Below are 16,290 nucleotides of genomic sequence, written 5' to 3'. Positions count from 1 at the left end.
TCTAACGACGCCGTCTCCCTACAACCCGTCGTCCCCTTACGCCTTGCCGCCCGCCAGCGTGCGACGCAGTTCCCGCTTGAGCACCTTATGGCTTGGCCCCAGCGGGAATTCGCCGGTGAACCGGACATGCCGGGGGTACTTGTGCTTGGCCAGGTGCTGCTGGCTCCAGTCGATGATGTCCTGCTCGGTGGGCGGGTTCCCGGCGTGCGCGGGGTCCAGCACCACGACGGCGCAGACCTCTTCGCCGCGCAGTTCATCGGGCAGTCCGACGACGGCCACCTGGGCGATGGCAGGGTGCCGGGAGAGCACCTCCTCCACCTCGCGCGGGTAGACGTTGTAGCCGGAGCGGATGATGACGTCCTTGGTCCGGTCCACCACGTAGATGAAGCCGTCCTCGTCCATGGTGCCGAGGTCGCCGGTGCGGAACCAGCCGTCCACCATGGCCTCGCGCGTGGCCTCCGGGTTGTTCAGGTACCCGGCGAAGACGTTGTGGCCGCGGACCAGAATCTCCCCTAGTTCGCCCGAGGGCATGGGGACCACGCGCTCCGGCTCGCGGTGGTCGGCGATGGTGACCTCCACGCCCCAGACCGCCTGGCCCACGCTTCCGGGCCGCGCGCCGGCGTGCGGCGTGTTGGTGGAGACCACCGGAGAGGTCTCCGAAAGGCCGTACCCCTCGTAGATGGTGACGTCGAAGGCGGCGTTGAATTTCTCCATCACGGCCAGCGGCATCGGCGCGCCGCCGGAGACGCAGAGCCGCAGTGTGGGCAGGCCGGCGCGCCCCTCGGCGGCGGCGAGCAGCTGCATGTACATCGTCGGGACGCCGTGGAAGATGTCCACCTGATGCGCCGTGATGAGCTCCAGAGCCGCCTCGCCGGTGAATTTGGGCAGCAGCACCAGGGTGCCGCCCAGCCGGAACAGGGCGTTCATGCTGGCCGTCTGCCCGAAGACGTGGAACAGGGGCAGGCAGCCGAGGGCGACGTCGCTCGAGCGGACGTCGTTGGCGTCCACGGCGGAGACGGTGGCGTTCATGACCATGTTCAGGTGCGTCAGGACGGCACCCTTCGGACGGCCCGTGGTGCCGGAGGTGTAGAAGATGACCGCGGGGTCCTCCGCCTCACGGCTCACATAGGTCTCCAGGCCGCCGGGGGCCTCGGGGTCGAGGTGCCGGACGCCGTCGTCGCCGTTCCGGCCCGTCGCGCCCGGGCCCGGTCCGCCGTCGGCCGCCGCGGGGCCGACCAGCAGGAGAGGAATCCCTGCCTCCCCCGCTGCCTGCCGCCCCACCTCGAGGAACGCCGGGTGACAGAGGAGCGCCGTGGCGCCGCTGTCGCGGAGCACGTGGATGACTTCCCGGACGGTCAGCAGCAGGTGCACGGGCACAACCACCCCGCCGGTCGCCTGGATGGCGTAGTAGGCGGCGGGGAATTCGACGACGTTGGGGGCCATCAGTCCCACCACGTCCCCGGGGCGGACCCCGGCGTCCTCCAGCTGGCCGGCGTAGCTCAGGGCCTGCCGCCACAGGGTGGCGTACGAATAGGACCGGCCACCGCTGATCACGGCGGTCTTCTCCGGGTACTTGCGGGCGGATTCGGCCAGGATTGAAGCGAGCGACAACGCTGTCATGGGTTCTGCTTTCTCTCGTGTTCACGTCCGGTAAGGGGTCCGGCCAGGACGGCCGTCAGGGTGTTCTCCAGGACCGCCCGGGCCTGCTCCGGGGACTGCCCCAGATGGTCCCGCAACAGTTTCCAGGTGGCCCAGTCCGCCGCGGCGCAGACCGAGAGGACCGTGCGGGTGCGGCGTTCCGGGTCCAGGGCGGCCAGTTCCGCGTCGAACAGCCGTTCGACGTCGGCCCTGATCCGGTCCAGATTCCCGCGCAAGTTCTCCTGCAGCGCCGCGGAGAAGGGACGCTGCACGTCCGCCGCCCGCGCCAGCGGCGCCAGGGCTTCCAGCACGGCGGCCCGCTGGGCGCAGTAGGCCGCGATCCGTTCCCCCAGCGGTAGCCCCGCCGGGACGGGTGCGACGCCGGCATCCTGGTCGGCGAGTTGCCGGGCGGCCGTCGCGGCCATGAGGCTCTCCAGGTCCTTGAAGTGGTCCCAGAGGGCACGGACCGAGACCCCGGCCCGGGCCGCGATCTGCCGGGCCGACGGTTTGAGTTCGCCGTCCCGGAGGAGGGCCATGTGGGCGTCGCGGATGACCTGCCGGGTCCGCAGGGTCCGTGCGTTGCGTCCGTCGGTGGCGGTCATGCGCCGGCGAGGAACCCGGCAGGGAGCAGCGAGGCGTCGCCGGTCTGCTCCGTGTAGTGCCGCAGCCGTTCGGCGACGTACCCGTGGCCCACGTGGCCGGCGTACCAGAGGGGTCCGCCGCGGTAGGCGGGCCAGTTGTAGCCCTTGACCCAGATGACGTCGATGTCCCCGGCGCGCTCGGCGATGCCCTCGGCCAGGATCCGGGCGCCCTCGTTGATCATCGGGAACAGCAGCCGCTCGAGAATCTCGCCGTCGGTGAGGCTCCGCCGGGTGATCCCCTCGGTACGGGAGACCTCGACGATCAGGCGTTCCACCTCAGGGTCCTCGCGGCCCTCCCGCCCGTCGTAGGCGTAGTAGCCGGCGCCGGTTTTCTGGCCGAACCGCCCCGCCTCGCAGAGCGCGTCGGACACCGGGGCGGTGGTGCCCTCCGCCTTGCGGTTGCGCCACCCGATGTCCAGGCCGGCCATGTCCCCCATCTCGAAGGGACCCATCCGGAATCCGAAGTCCTTGAGGACCCGGTCCACCTGGCCCGGCAGCGCTCCTTCCAGCAGCAGCTGCTCGGCCTGCGCGGAACGGACCTCCAGCATCCGGTTGCCGACAAAACCATGGCAGACCCCGACGACGACCGGCGTCTTGCCGATCCGGCGCGCCGTGGCGACCCCGGTGGCCATCGCCGCGGCGTCGGTGGCGGCCCCGCGCACCACCTCCACCAGCGGCATGACGTTGGCCGGGCTGAAGAAGTGCAGGCCGAGCACCCGGGACGGCAGGCGGGTGTCCGCGGCGATGGTGTCGATGCTCAGGTAGGAGGTGTTGGAGGCGAGGATGCAGTCTGGACGGACCACGGCGTCCAGCGTGGCGAAGATCCCCTGCTTGACGCCCAGGTCCTCGTAGGCGGCCTCGATGACCAAATCGGCGTCGGCGAAGTCCGCGTAGTCGAGGCTTCCGGTGATCAGGGACCGCAGTGCCGCGGCGTCCTCCTCGCTCCGGCTGCCGCGGGAGACGGACACGGCGAGGTTCTTGTCCACCTGGGCGAGGCCGCGGTCCAGGGCGGAGCGTTCGGCTTCGACCACCGTGACGGGGATGCCGGCGGAGGCCAGTGCCATGGCTATGCCGCCGCCCATGGTTCCCGCGCCCACCACCCCGGCCCGCCGGACGGGCCGTGCCGCCTCCGGGTCCAGGCCCGCCGGGCGGCGGGCCGCACGTTCGGCGGCGAAGAGGTGCCGCTGGGCCGCCGATTCTTCGCTGGCGAGCCGTTCCTGGAACTTCTCCCGCTCCACCTCCAGCCCGCGGTCGAAGGACTCCTCGATGCCGGCCGCGACGGCGTCCACCGCGGCACGGGCGGCGAACGGGTCCTTGGCCTTGCCGAGCGCCGCCCCGGCGAGCCGTTCCACCGTGCCGGGGGCAGCGGCCGCCTCAGCAATCCTGTCCTCCCGGTCCCGGGTGCGCCGCGCCGGCAGGGCATTGACCCGGGCGATGGCGTCCGTGACGGCGCCGGGCGCACCGGGGTCTTCCGCCACCGCGTCGACCAGCCCGTCGCGGAGCGCATCGGCCGCGGTGACGTCCTTGCCCGTGAGAATCATGGAAAGGGCGCGGTGGGGACCCACCAGGCGGGGCAGCCGGACGGTGCCGCCGGCTCCGGGGATCAGGCCCAGCGTGATTTCCGGCAGTCCGAGCCGGGCCTCAGGGGCGGCGATCCGGGCGTGCGCGGCCATCGCGAGTTCCAGTCCCCCGCCCAGGGCCACGCCGGTGATCCCGGCGATGACGGGCTTCGGGAAGTCCTCCACCCGGGCCACGAGTGCGCGGAGGTCCGGGCCGTCCGCGTGGCCGGGCTGCCCGGCGTCGGCACTGTCTGCATCGGTCTCGCGTGATTCGGCTCTGTGGAACTCGGTGATGTCCGCGCCCGCGGAGAAGGCCCGTGGCTGGCCGAGCAGCAGGACGGCGGTGACGTCCTGGTCGATGGCGGTGCGGTCCAGCGCGGCGGCCAGCTCACGGCGCAGGTCCCGCCCCAGGGCGTTGACGCTGCCGCTGCGCATGGTCAGGCGCGCGACGCCGTCCGCTATTGAGACGTCGACGATTCGATCTGCAGGTTCGCCCACGGGGTGCCTGCCTTTCTGCCGGTGGCCGAGGCCGTTTCGGCGTGGAGGGGTCAGCTGAAGGCGGGGATGCCGGTGATGTCGCGGCCCACCAGGAGGGACTGGATGGAGTCGGTGCCCTCGTAGGTGCTGACCACGTCCATGTCGGTCATGTGGCGGGCGACGTGCCGCTCCAGGAGGATGCCGTTGCCGGCCAGCATGTCGCGGGCCTCGGCGCAGATCCACTTGGCCTTCTGCGCGGTGGACATTTTGACCATGGACGCCATCGGCCCGGTCAGCCGCCCGGACTCGGCCAGTTCGGCCATGCGGTGGCACATCAGCTGCATGGCGGTCAGTTCGCTGAGCATGTTGGCGAGCTTGTTCTGCACCAGCTGGAAGGAGCCGATCGGCCGGCCGAACTGTTCCCGGTCCAGCGCGTAGCGGGCGGCGATCTCGTAGGCGGCCATGCCGTGGCCCATGGCCTCCCAGGCGGCGCCGCCCCGGGTGGCGGACAGGACGGTGGTGACGTCCTTGAAGGAGGTGCAGTTCTCCAGCCGGTTTTCTGCCGGGATGCGGAGGTTGTCAATGACGATGTCGGCCTGCTGGATGGCGCGCTTGCCGATCTTGCCGGTGATGACGGTGGGTTGGTAGCCGGCCGGGTGGTTGCCGTCGTCGTCCCTTTCCAGGACAAACGCCTTCACCCGCCCGTCGGCGTCGTCGCGGGCGAAGATGACGACGACGTCGGCCATGTGGCCGTTGCCGATCCACCGTTTGTGGCCGTTGAGGATGTAGCTGTCCCCGTCCCGTCGGGCGGAGGTTTCCAGGGCGACGGAGTCGGAGCCGTGCAGCGGTTCGGTGAGGGCGAAGGCGCCGATCTTCTCCATGGCCGCCATGGCGGGGAGCCAGCGGCGGCGTTGGTCCTCGGAGCCGAGAATGTTGATGCTGCCCATGGCCAGGCTCGAGTGGACCCCGACGAAGGTGTTGATGGAGCCGTCGCCGCGGGCGATCTCGCGGGCCACGATGCCGGCGGCGCGGCGGCTCAGTCCCGGGCAGCCGTAGCCCCGGATGGTGCTGCCGATGATGCCCAGCCCCGCCAGGCCTGGAATCAGTCCGGAGGGGAACTCGGCCCGCTCCCAGTGGTCGTTGATGACGGGAAGGATGTCCGCCTCGACGAAGGCCCGGACCCGGTCCCGCAGCCCGCGTTCCTCCGCGGAGAGTTCGTCGTCGAGCAGGAAGTAATCACTGGTGATCTCCGGTCCGGACACTGCGGGGCTCCTTTGCCTAGGGGTGTGCGGCCCCTGCGATCCAGGTCACATCGGGGCAACAATTTGCATCGTAACTGCAAATTGTTGGCAGCCCAAGGGTTTGGCCGCGGCGTTCCGGATGACGGACCGGTTCCGCCGTCGTCCGCCCCGTCCCGCCAGTGCGCGGCGGATCCCCTGCCGGATCACAGCATCCGCCCAGTCTTCTGCCCTTTACTTGGGGCGGAAACATCCAGTTTTGAGGAGAAATACCGTGGACGAACAGAGCTACCCGGAGGGCGCCGGCCAGGCCCCCGGCACCCCGCCCTATGGCCCCACCACGCCGCCCACCATGCCGGTGCCGCACACCGAAACACAGCGGATCCCGACGGCCGGGCCGGTTGCATCGAACGCCGGGCCGCAGCCGGTGTCGTCCGCGCCGGCGGCCCCGGTGTGGGGAACCCCGGGCCCGGCCTACGCAGGCAATGGGTCCGCAGGTCCCGGTACCCCCGGTCCGGGAACCCCGGGCCCCGGCGCTCCCGGCCCGGGACGGCCCGCGAAGAGGTCCTGGTGGAGCCTGCCGAAGGTCCTGGTGGCTGCCGGCCTCGCGGTGTTGCTCGCCGGGGGCGGCGGCGCCGCGATTGGGTATTCGATGGGCAAGTCGGATGCGGCGCACCAAGCCGCGCAGCGGTTCCAGAACGGCCGCCAGGGCGGCTTCAATGGCCAGGGCCGGCGCGGCGGGCAGGGCCAGCCGACGGCACCGGGCTCACAAAACGGCTCCCAGGACGGCGGCCAGGGTGGCGGCTCCCCGAGCGGCGGCACCAACCCGTAGCCCGGCCGGTGCGGGTCAGCGCACCACGGTGCGGTGACCCGCGTCCAGGCGCCGGGTCCAGCCCCGGGAATCAAGGTGTTCCAGGAGCGGGATTGCCACCCGGCGCGTCGTGTTGAGCGCCTGCCGGGCCTGGCTGGTGGTGAACGGCTGGTCCAGCCGGGCCAGCGCACGCATGGCAAGGGCCGGCGCTGCGGGCAGCAGCACCACCCCGTCCCTCAGCCGCAGCAGCCGGCCGGCGCGCTCGGCGGCGGCCAGTTCGCGGCTGCCCAGGCGCAACCGGGCGAGGTCCTCGGCCTCCGGCGCGTGGAACGGGTCCGCGGTCAGCCGGCGTTCGATCTCGGCGACGGCTGTCTCGGCGGCGCCGAGATCGTCGCGGCTGCCGGGCACACTAATGTGGCCGGCGTCGGCCTCCAGCGTGGCTCCCTCGATCACGTGGGGCAGCAGCCTTTCGTCCGGCAGGTTCAGCAGGCCCGCCGCGGCCCCCATGGAGAGCCCCGGGGCCAGCGGGTCCCGTTGCTGCAGGTCCTCAACGGCCGCCCGCAGCCGCTGCTGCCACGCCTCCAGGACGGGGGCGTGCAACCACCAGTCCCCCACGACGTAAATGTCGTCGAACCCCGCGGGGTCCTGGCCGGTCAGCAGCCCCAGCCGCCGCAGGTGATCCTCCCGGACCGCGCCGCGGGCCGCGACCGCGCCGGGGAGGTCGCCGGCGGGGTCCATCGCGGCCAGCCGCCTCGCCCATTTCGCCCCATCGCCGCGGCGCTCCAGTGCGGGCGGGTCGGCGTCGAGGATGCGGGCGCCGCCCAGGACGGAGTGCCGGCCGGGGTCCCGCAGCACCAGCCGGTCCCCCAGCACCAGCGGCAGCGCCCGGTCGAGCACCAGGCGGGCAAGGTCGGCGCCGAAGGGACGCAGCCGGGCCGGGACCGCGGCGGTTCCCACGTGCACCATGATGTTCTCCGGCACCTCCGTGTATTCCCGGCCCGAGGCCCGCTGGATGCCGACGACGGCGGTGGTGGGCCAGGCGTCCGGGGTGACCAGGACGTCGCCGCGGTGGATCTCGGCGGGGCCGACGTCGCGGAGGTTCAGGGCCACCCGGCTGACCGGTTCCACGGAGGTCCGGGCGGTGTCGCAGCTTTGGAGCCCGCGGATGGTCACCGGCCGCTCGGTGGCGTCGCCGAGGAGCATCAGCCGGTCGCCGCGGGCCAGGGTTCCTGCGGCCAGGGTCCCCGTCACGACGGTCCCGGATCCGGTGATGGTGAAGGACCGGTCCACCCAGAGCCGCACCCGTCCGGTCAGGGTGGGGGCCGGCACCCGGGCGAGGACGTCGTCGAGCGCGGCCCGCAGCTCGTCCAGTCCGGTGCCGTCGATGGCGGAGACGGCGACGGCGGGCGCGTCGCGCAGGCCGGTTCCGGCGAGCTCCGCACGGGTCCTGGCCAGGACCTCGGCGCGGCGCTGTTCCGTGGCCCGGTCGGACCGGCTCAGGACGATCACGCCGTGCTCGATGCCCAGGGCAACGACGGCGTCCCGGTGGTCACCGGACTGCGCCTGCCACCCCTCATCGGCGGCCACCACGAAGCAGACCACGGGCGCGGGCCCGATGCCGGCCAGCATGTTCCCGAGGAACCGCTCGTGTCCCGGGACGTCGACGAAGGCCACGTCCCGGCCGGAGGGCAGGGCGGTCCAGGCGTAGCCCAGGTCGATGGTCAGCCCGCGGCGGCGTTCCTCTTCCCAACGGTCCGGTTCCATCCCCGTGAGGGCGCGGACCAGGGTGCTCTTGCCGGAATCGACGTGTCCGGCCGTGGCGATGACGTGCATGGGTCAGGCCGCGCCCCCGGTGACGGCGGCAGCAAACCCTGCCTGGGCCTGGCGGACTGCGTCGAGGATCCGGTCGTCGTCGTCGGCGGGCACGCAGCGGAGGTCGATCAGGCAGGCGCCGTCGTGAACCCGCGGCAACACGGCCGGGGTGCCGGTACGCAACGGCCCGGCGAGCCGCTCCGGCAGCCGCAGCGCCCAGCCCGGCAGCGGCACGCCGGGGGCGCCGCCGCCGCCGACCCTGCCGTCGTGGGCCACGACCGGCACGTCGAGGGCGGCGGCGAGACGGTCCGTGCGCCGGCGCAGCTCGTCGGCGTCGGCGTGCAGGGCCTGGGACACGGGCGTGGCGCCGGCGGTGACGGTGGCTTCGAGGGCGGCGAGGGCGAGCTTGTCGGCGCGGACCGCGCGGGCGAGCGGGTGCCGGGCCAGCCTGTCGATGATGTCCTTGCGGCCCAGCAGCAGGCCGGCCTGGGGGCCGCCCAGGAGCTTGTCGCCGCTGGCGATCACGACGTCGGCGCCGTCCAGGAGTGCTGAGGTCACGTCGGGCTCGTCGGGCAGCAGGGGGTCCGGGGCCAGCAGTCCGCTGCCGAGGTCGGCCACCAGGGGTACGTCGCCGGACCGGGTGAGCCGGCTCAGTTCCCGGACCGGGACGGCGGAGGTGAACCCGTCGACCCGGAAGTTGCTGGGGTGGACCTTGAGCACGCACCCCGTCTGCGCTCCGATGGCGTTCGCGTAGTCGGCCGGGTGTGTCCGGTTCGTGGTGCCGACTTCCCGCAGCACGGCGCCGGTGGATTCCATCAGGTCCGTCAGCCGGAAGCCGGCGCCGATTTCGACCAGTTCGCCGCGGCTCAGGACCACTTCCTTGCCGGCCGCCAAGGCGGTGGTGGCCAGGACGAGGGCGGCCGCCCCGTTGTTGACCACCAGCGCGGCCTCCGCGGCGGGGCAGGCGGCGAGCAGCGCCGCCCGGGCGCCGGCTCCCCTGCTGGAGCGGCTGCCGTCCCGGAGGTCGAGTTCGACGTCGACGTAGCCGCTGGCGGCGATGAGGGCTTCCTTTGCGGCGTCCGAGAGCGGGGCGCGTCCGAGGTTGGTGTGGACGATGACCCCGGTGGCGTTGAGCACCGGCCGCAATGCGGTGGCACGGCGGGCGTTCACCTCCGACGTCAGCGTCGATTCCACCTGGCCGGGGGCCAGTTCGCCGCGCCGGGCCCGGTCCTGGACGTCCCGGACCAGCTCGCGGATGACGTGGCCGCCGAGCCGTCCGGCGGCGTCCAGGACGGCGGGCAGGGCAAGCAGGTCGTTCGTCCGCGGAATATGCCGCCGGGGGTCGGTCTGGTCCACGGTCCTCCTCGGCCGGCGGCAGTCACGCCTTAAGTTGGCGGTGGCGGACGGGAATCGAACCCGCCAGGCCGAGATGCTCGGCCGCACCGGTTTTGAAGACCGGGGGGCCCACCAGGACCCGGACGCCACCGCGCATCAATATAGCAGGGTTGCCTTGGGGGTACGCTGGGCGGGTGACCGAGGCCCAGACAACCATCCGGGAGCCGGAAGAGGGCGCCGCGCCCATCCGGCTCACAGGCTTTGCGCACGGCGGAGGATGCGCCTGCAAAATCCCGCCGGGCGAACTCGAGGACGCCGTCCGCGGCCTGATCGGGCACCCCGGGCCGGAGGTGCTGGTCGGTCTGGACAGCGGCGACGACGCCTCCGCCGTCCTGGTCCGCGAGGACCTGGCGGTGCTGACCACGGCCGACTTCTTCACCCCGGTCGTCGACGACGCCTACGACTGGGGACGCATCGCCGCGGCCAACGCCCTGTCCGACATCTACGCCATGGGCGGCCGGCCCGTGACGGCCATCAACCTCCTCGGCTGGCCGCGCGGCGTGCTGCCGATGGAACTCATGACCGAGGTCCTCCGCGGTGGGCTCAGCGTCGCCACCGAGGCGGGCTGCCCGGTGCTGGGCGGCCACTCCATTGACGATCCGGAGCCCAAGTACGGCATGGCCGTCACCGGCGTCGCTCATCCGGACCGCCTGCTGCGCAACGACGCTGCCGCGCCCGGCCTGCCCATCACCCTGACCAAGCCCATCGGCGTCGGGCTGCTCAACAACCGCCACAAGCAGACCGGCGAGGTCTTCGCCGAGGCGGTCGAGACGATGGCGCGCCTCAACCGGGACGCCTCCGACGCGGCCGTCGCCGCCGGGGCGAAGTCCGCCACCGACGTCACCGGCTTCGGCCTGCTGGGACACCTCTACAAGATGGTCCGCGCCTCCGGAATCGGCGCCGTGATCGACCTCCAGTCCGTCCCCCTGGTGGACGGGGCCCGCGAGGCGCTCCGCGACGGGTTCGTCTCCGGCGGCACCAAGCGCAACCTGGACTGGGTGCGCGCCCACCTCAACGCCGATGCTGGAATCACCGAGGACGACCTGCTGCTCCTGGCGGACGCGCAGACCTCCGGCGGCCTGCTGGTGGTCGGCGAGGTGCCCGGCTACCCGGTGATCGGGCACACGACGGCAAGCCGGGGCATCCGGATCCGTTAGGGCCGGCGCGCTGCCGTGCAGGGCGGCCGGCGCCGCGTGGTCGCCCCGGGCCGGTTTGTCAGCCGCCGGTGGTGATGGCGTCGCCGGTGACCCCGGCGGCCCGCCGCTCCGCCAGGCGCCGCTTCTGCGGTTCGATGGTGTAGCGGGGATCCTTGGCGGAGGCGAGCCCGGCCTCGAAGACGCCGAAGCGGGTCAGCGCCGAACCGGCCAGCAGCGCCAGTCCCGATGCCGCCGCGACGATGCGGTTCCGGCCGCCCAGTAGGGTCCCCAGTCCCCCGGCCAGGACAAGCCGTTCGCTCCACGTCAGCATGGTGCCGGCCTTGCCCTGGTGCAGGGGCTCCGCGGCCACCGGGTCCATCCGTCGTTCCATGATCTTCATCGCCACCACGTCCCCCACCACGCCGAGGAGCGCGAGGTTCCGCGCGGGCCCGGCCTCGCGGACCGGCGTCGTCACCATCGCGAGCCCGGCGGAGGCCAGGCTGGCGGAGCTGACGAACACGAACGGCAGTTCCCCGTGCATCTCGTTCCAGGTCGGCGTCGCGGTGTCGCCGAGAAGGACGGCCGTGTAGGCAGCCAGCGGGCCAGCGAAGACGGCGGCTTCGAGGCCGGCTGGGCCTTCGACGGCGCGCAGCACGCCCCGCAGCGGTCCCAGCGGCAGCCGTTCGCCGGTCAGCCGGTCCACCTCGGCCGCGGCGGCGACGCCGGCCCCGGCGCTGAAGGCGCTGAGGATCCAGGAGCCGACGCTCATCGGCGAGGTCACCTTGAAGGTGCGCAGCATGTGCAGGAAGCGCTCCGGGCGTCCGAGGTCCTTGACCAGGGCGGCGGCGCCGAGGCCGACGGCGCCAAGGGCACCGAGCCGGGCGTTCCGCCTCAGCAGCGGCCGTCCGCTCAGCTGGGCGCCGGCGGCCAGCAGGGCCGATCCGCCGGCAACGCCGCCGAGGAACAGGTACGCGGCGACGTCGTCACCCCACGGCGCCGGCTTGACGACGGGGCGGCCGTAGTAGGAGGTGAACTCCGGCTCCGGCACCATCGGCATTTCGCGGGAGCCGTCACCGTTGTCCCTGCGCCGGCCGGTTCCCCGCTTGCCTCCGTTGCGGCGGCGTCGGGCGGGTTCCGCGGGACGGAAGCTGTCGAATTCGGAAAGCGTCACTCGCGTCCTCCAAGGAATGCCACGGCGGCGGCCGCCGCCATGCCGGCCACCGCGACGGCGGCGCGCCGGTACATCTTCGGCAGGTCGGCCGTGGGAACCCGCGGGTCCGGCGGGAGGCCGTAGACCTCGGGTTCGTCAAGCAGCAGGAAGACAGAGCCGGTGCCGCCCACGCCGTCGTTCTCGTTCGCGCCGTAAAGTCGCGCCTCGGTCATGCCCTGGGCGTGCAAAGTGGCGACGCGCTCCTTGGCGGTCTCCACCATGTCGTCGTGGTCGCCGAACTTGATCGACGTCGTCGGGCAGGCCTTGGCGCAGGCGGGCGTCTCGTCCGCCACAAGCCGGTCGTAGCAGAGCGTGCATTTCTGGGCGACGCCGGCGTTGGGGACCTCGGGGTGCCCGTGCTGTTCCTCGCGGCTGGTGGCGACCTTGACGGTACCGTTGCTGCGCCGTTCGATGACGCCGAAGGGGCAGCCGGCCACGCAGGTCCCGCAGCCGTTGCAGACGTCGTCCTGTACCACCACCGTGCCGAATTCGGTGCGGAACAGCGCCCCGGTGGGGCACACGTCCAGGCAGCCGGCGTGCGTGCAGTGCTTGCACACATCCGAGGACATCAGCCAGCGGAAGTCGGCGGTGTCCGGCGGGGTGGTGTCCGCGCCGGCGACGACCTCCCCGGGCTGGGGCGGCGGACCGATGCGCGGCATGCCCAGGCTGACCAGCGCACGGCCGGATTCGCGCGCCTCGGCGATGCGGTCCTGGCCCTGCTCGATGAAGGCGACGTGCCGCCAGGTGCTGGCGCCGAGGGACCCGGTGTTGTCATAGGAGGAGCCCAGCAGTTCCAGGTTCCCGTCCTGCGGATTGTGGTTCCATTCCTTGCACGCCACCTCGCAGGCCTTGCAGCCGATGCAGATGGAGGTGTCTGTGAAGAATCCCTTGCGGGGATGGTTGTGTTCCCAGTGCGCGTCGATGGTGGGGTCGGTCGGTCCGGTCAGCTGGCCCATACGGTCCTCCAACGTCGGGTCGGTGTCCGGGCGGCAGCGAGGTGCCACCGCCCGGACCGGGCAAGATCTGCTGCGTGCCGGGAAGCTCCCGATGAGCGGGTCACGGCGTCTGCCCGCCCGGGTGTTCACCCTCGGCGGCCGGGTGGGTCACCGTGCTGTTGCTGGTCTCCACGGTGAGCCCGGCGCGCTCCTGGTACTCGGTGACGAGCGCCAGCAGTTCCGGTCCCCGCGGCCTGCGCCCGGGGCGGATGTCGCAGGAGGCCACCTTCGATTCCTGGATCTGGACGTTGGGATCGAGGGTCACGCCCAGCAGGTCGTTGGCGGCGTCGCCGCTGACGACGGCGCTGTTCCCGACGCCCCAGTGGTAGGGCAGCCCGATCTGGTGCACGGTGTGGTTCCCGACGGTCAGCGGCGTCATCCGCTCGGTGACCAGCACCTTCGCCTCGATGGCGGAGCGCGCCGAGATGATGGTGGCCCACCCGTAGGGCTCCAGTCCGCGTTCGGCGGCGAGTTCGGGCGAGACCTCGCAGAACATCTCCGGCTGCAGCTCGGACAGGTACGGCAGCCAGCGGCTCATGCCGCCCGCCGTGTGGTGCTCGGTGAGCCGGTACGTGGTGAACACAAACGGGTAGACATCAGCGCCAGGATCGCCTGCGCTGGGTGCGCTGAGGTTGTCCTTCCGCGGGTACTTCAGGCGTGACGGGCTCTGCTGCTGTGGGTAGAGGCCGTTGGCGACCGGTGATTCCTGGGCCTCGTAGTGGGTCGGGAGCGGCCCGTCCACGAGTCCCTTCGGCGCGAAGAGCCAGCCCTTGCCGTCGGACTGCATGATAAACGGATCGTCGCCGCTGAGCGCGGCCGGTCCGCCCACGGACGGGTCGGGTTTGGTCCCGGGGGCGAGGGTCGGCGGGAAGTCGGGGACGTCGTCGCCCACCCACTTGCCTTGTTCCTCGTCCCACCAGATGTACTTCTTGCGTTCGCTCCACGGCTTCCCGTCGGGGTCGGCGGAGGCGCGGTTGTACAGGATTCGTCGGTTGGCCGGCCACGCCCAGCCCCACTCAGGGGCCGCTGGTCCCTGTTCGTCGCCCGGCTTCCGGTTGGCGGCCTGGTTGATGCCGTCGGCGTAGACGCCGGTGTAGATCCAGCACCCCCCGGACGTGGAACCGTCGGCGCGCATCTCGGTGTAGGCCGAGAGGGGCTTCCCGGCGTCCGGTCCGGTGAGGTGACGGCCGTTGATCTCGGCCAGCACCGACTCGGGGTCCGGGTCGCCATGCTCGTCCGTCGGGTAGTCCCAGGTCAGGTCCAGCAGCGGCCGGTCGCGTTCGTCCTGGGAGTCCGCGAGCTTTTCCCGGATCCGGTGACCGAGTTCGTAGAAGAACTGCAGTTCGCTCTGGCACTCCCCCGGCGGGGCCACCGCCTGGTGGCGCCACTGAAGCAGCCGCTGGGTCTGGGTAAACGACCCTGCCTTCTCCACGTGGGTCGCCGCCGGCAGGAAGAAGACCTCCGTCTCGATGTCCTCGGTGCGGAGTTCCCCGGACTCGATCTCCGGGCCGTCCTTCCACCACGTCGCCGACTCGATCATGTTCAGGTCGCGGACCACCAGCCACTTCAGGTGGGACATGCCCAAGCGCTGCATCCGGCCGTGGGCCGAGCCGACCGCCGGGTTCTGGCCGAGCAGGAAGTAGCCTTCCACCTCATCCCGAAGCATGCTCATCACGGTCTCGTAGGTACCGTGCGCACCGGTGAGGCGCGGCAGGTAGTCGTACGCCCAGTCGTTGTCCGCCGTCGCCGCGTCCCCCCACCACGCCTTCAGCAGGCTGATGGTGTACGCGTCGGCATCGGCCCAGAAACCCTTTTGATTCTTCGAGGCGTTTGCCTTGAGGTACTCCTCAAGGGTGTCGTGGCGGCCGGCACTGGGCATCGGCAGGTAGCCGGGCAGCAGGTTGAACAGCGTGGGAATGTCGGTGGAACCCTGGATGCTGGCGTGGCCGCGCAGGGCCATGATCCCGCCGCCCGGGCGCCCCACATTGCCCAGCAGCAGCTGCAGGATGGCGGCGGCGCGGATGAACTGGGCCCCCAGGGAGTGCTGGGTCCAGCCCACCGCGTAGGCGAAGCAGGTGGTCCGGTCGCGCCCGGAGTTCTCCGTGATGGTCTTCGCCAGATAGGCGAAGTCCGCTTCGCTGATGCCGCACATGTCGCGAACCATGTCGGGGGTGTAGCGGGCGTAGTGCCGCTTCACGATTTGGAAGACCGTCCGGGGGTTCTGGAGCGTGTCGTCGCGCAGCACCTCAGCGTGTTCGAGGGGCGCGCCGCCGCTGCCGAGCGCATCGCCGGCGGCACGGGCCCCGGCTTCGGCGCCGTGCTCCGGACCTCCGGGTTCGGTGATGGAACCGTCGTTGGCTTCATCGTAGGCCCAGGACGAGTTGTCGTAAGCCCCCTTCTCCGGGTCGAAACCGGAGAACAGGCCGCCCAGGTCCTCGGCGTCGCGGTAATCCTCGTGGACCAGCGTGGCCGCGTTGGTGTACGCGCTCACGTACTCCTTGAACCACAGGTCATTGGCGATGACGTAGTTGATCAGGGCGCCAAGCAGCACGACGTCGGATCCGGCCCGGATCGGCAGGTGCTTGTCAGCGACCGCCGAGGTACGCGTGAACCGGGGGTCGATGTGGATGACCTTGGCTCCGCGTGCCTTCGCCTCCGCCACCCACTGGAATCCGACCGGATGGCACTCGGCCATGTTGGATCCCTGAATGATGATGCAGTCGGCGTTGGCCATGTCCTGCAGTGATTGCGTAGCACCACCGCGTCCAAACGAGGCTCCCAAACTGGGAACCGTGGCGGAGTGTCATATACGGGCTTGGTTCTCCGTCTGTACCGCTCCGGCGGCGGTGAAGAGCTTCTTGATCAGGTAATTTTCTTCGTTGTCCAAGGTGGCGCCGCCGAGGGAGGCGATGCCCATGGTCCGGCGCAGCAGGCGCCCGTGATCGTCGGTCTGCTGCCAGGTCCGGCGGCGGCTTTCGATGAAACGGTCGGCGATCATGTCGACGGCGGTGGAGAGTTCCAGCCGCCGCCATTCCTTGGCGCGGGGGGCGCGGTAGAGGACCTTGGTCTGACGGCCGGGAGAGTTGACGAGCTGTTCGCTTGCGGAGCCCTTGGGGCAGAGCCGGCCGCGCGAGATGGGCGAGTCCGGGTCACCCTCGATCTGGACGACGCGTTCGTCTTTCACGTAGACGCGCTGGCCGCAGCCGACGGCGCAGTACGGGCAGACGCTTTGCACCACCTTATCGGCGGTGGCCGTCCGCGGGGCCATGCTTCGGGTCTTGGGCGAGGTCACAGAGGGACCACGCCCGAGCAAATCGCCGGTGCTGAGCTGCCGGATAACCGGCCATTCTAGAAAACTCCGCGGTGCCATCTTTGGAG

11 protein-coding genes and 1 tRNA gene are annotated in these 16,290 nt (G+C 71.5%); 2 read left to right on the top strand and 10 right to left on the bottom strand.

Going from position 1 to position 16,290, the window contains the following annotated elements:
• Positions 1 to 36: 36 nt before the first annotated feature.
• Genes ACFVY3_RS06945 through ACFVY3_RS06930 form a run of 4 tightly spaced genes read right to left on the bottom strand, consistent with a single transcriptional unit; the run spans position 37 to position 5,577 of the window.
• Complete coding sequence (locus ACFVY3_RS06945; RefSeq protein ID WP_400159211.1) at positions 37 to 1,620, bottom strand: long-chain fatty acid--CoA ligase; 1,584 nt, start codon at positions 1,618 to 1,620, stop codon at positions 37 to 39.
• A complete protein-coding gene (locus ACFVY3_RS06940) occupies positions 1,617 to 2,240 on the bottom strand; it encodes a TetR/AcrR family transcriptional regulator (protein WP_400159210.1) in 624 nt (207 codons plus the stop codon). Before ACFVY3_RS06940 ends, ACFVY3_RS06945 begins: the two co-directional genes overlap by 4 nt.
• Entirely contained in the window at positions 2,237 to 4,336 is a 2,100-nt protein-coding gene (locus tag ACFVY3_RS06935; protein WP_400159209.1) for a 3-hydroxyacyl-CoA dehydrogenase NAD-binding domain-containing protein, read from the bottom strand. Before ACFVY3_RS06935 ends, ACFVY3_RS06940 begins: the two co-directional genes overlap by 4 nt.
• 50 nt (positions 4,337 to 4,386) lie before the next feature.
• Positions 4,387 to 5,577 (bottom strand): acyl-CoA dehydrogenase family protein, encoded by a 1,191-nt coding sequence (locus ACFVY3_RS06930; protein ID WP_400159208.1) that lies wholly within the window; start codon positions 5,575 to 5,577, stop codon positions 4,387 to 4,389.
• 250 nt (positions 5,578 to 5,827) lie between these two features.
• Here ACFVY3_RS06930 and ACFVY3_RS06925 point away from each other — a divergent pair, with 250 nt between their 5' ends.
• The gene (locus ACFVY3_RS06925; protein ID WP_400159207.1) at positions 5,828 to 6,385 is read left to right on the top strand and encodes a hypothetical protein; all 558 of its coding nucleotides are present in this window, start codon (positions 5,828 to 5,830) and stop codon (positions 6,383 to 6,385) included.
• Between the two features lie 15 nt (positions 6,386 to 6,400).
• On the opposite strand, the gene selB is transcribed toward ACFVY3_RS06925, so the two are convergent.
• The 3 genes from selB to ACFVY3_RS06910 form a co-directional block, all read right to left on the bottom strand.
• On the bottom strand, positions 6,401 to 8,197 hold the full coding sequence (gene selB, locus ACFVY3_RS06920; RefSeq protein ID WP_400159206.1) for a selenocysteine-specific translation elongation factor: 1,797 nt from the start codon (positions 8,195 to 8,197) through the stop codon (positions 6,401 to 6,403).
• Positions 8,198 to 8,200: 3 nt separating this feature from the next.
• A complete protein-coding gene (gene selA, locus ACFVY3_RS06915; RefSeq protein WP_400159205.1) occupies positions 8,201 to 9,532 on the bottom strand; it encodes an L-seryl-tRNA(Sec) selenium transferase in 1,332 nt (443 codons plus the stop codon).
• Positions 9,533 to 9,567: 35 nt separating this feature from the next.
• Positions 9,568 to 9,662, bottom strand: a tRNA-Sec gene (locus ACFVY3_RS06910).
• A gap of 43 nt (positions 9,663 to 9,705) precedes the next feature.
• Here ACFVY3_RS06910 and selD point away from each other — a divergent pair.
• A complete protein-coding gene (selD, locus tag ACFVY3_RS06905; RefSeq protein WP_400159204.1) occupies positions 9,706 to 10,728 on the top strand; it encodes a selenide, water dikinase SelD in 1,023 nt (340 codons plus the stop codon).
• A gap of 58 nt (positions 10,729 to 10,786) precedes the next feature.
• On the opposite strand, the gene nrfD is transcribed toward selD, so the two are convergent.
• The 3 genes from nrfD to fdh all read right to left on the bottom strand — a co-directional run bounded on the left by nrfD (position 10,787) and on the right by fdh (position 16,282).
• The gene (gene nrfD / locus ACFVY3_RS06900) at positions 10,787 to 11,878 is read right to left on the bottom strand and encodes an NrfD/PsrC family molybdoenzyme membrane anchor subunit (RefSeq protein WP_400159203.1); all 1,092 of its coding nucleotides are present in this window, start codon (positions 11,876 to 11,878) and stop codon (positions 10,787 to 10,789) included.
• Positions 11,875 to 12,873, bottom strand: a complete 999-nt coding sequence (locus ACFVY3_RS06895; protein ID WP_400159202.1) for a 4Fe-4S dicluster domain-containing protein — start codon at positions 12,871 to 12,873, stop codon at positions 11,875 to 11,877. The genes nrfD and ACFVY3_RS06895 overlap by 4 nt, the downstream gene beginning before the upstream one ends.
• A gap of 100 nt (positions 12,874 to 12,973) precedes the next feature.
• Positions 12,974 to 16,282, bottom strand: coding sequence for a formate dehydrogenase (fdh, locus tag ACFVY3_RS06890; protein WP_400159201.1), 3,309 nt, complete (start codon positions 16,280 to 16,282; stop codon positions 12,974 to 12,976).
• Positions 16,283 to 16,290 lie beyond the last annotated feature (8 nt).

Source organism: Arthrobacter sp. BPSS-3, assembly GCF_044628475.1.
Lineage (GTDB): Bacteria > Actinomycetota > Actinomycetes > Actinomycetales > Micrococcaceae > Arthrobacter.
Note: the sequence above shows the minus strand (reverse complement) of the source record. Positions and strands in the feature narration are given on the sequence as shown.

Excerpts from the sequence above, each read along its gene's own strand:
- ACFVY3_RS06945 (WP_400159211.1), bottom strand. The coding sequence starts at position 1,620 with ATGACAGCGTTGTCGCTCGCTTCAATCCTGGCCGAATCCGCCCGCAAG.
- ACFVY3_RS06940 (WP_400159210.1), bottom strand. The coding sequence starts at position 2,240 with ATGACCGCCACCGACGGACGCAACGCACGGACCCTGCGGACCCGGCAG.
- selB (WP_400159206.1), bottom strand. The coding sequence starts at position 8,197 with ATGCACGTCATCGCCACGGCCGGACACGTCGATTCCGGCAAGAGCACC.
- ACFVY3_RS06895 (WP_400159202.1), bottom strand. The coding sequence starts at position 12,873 with ATGGGCCAGCTGACCGGACCGACCGACCCCACCATCGACGCGCACTGG.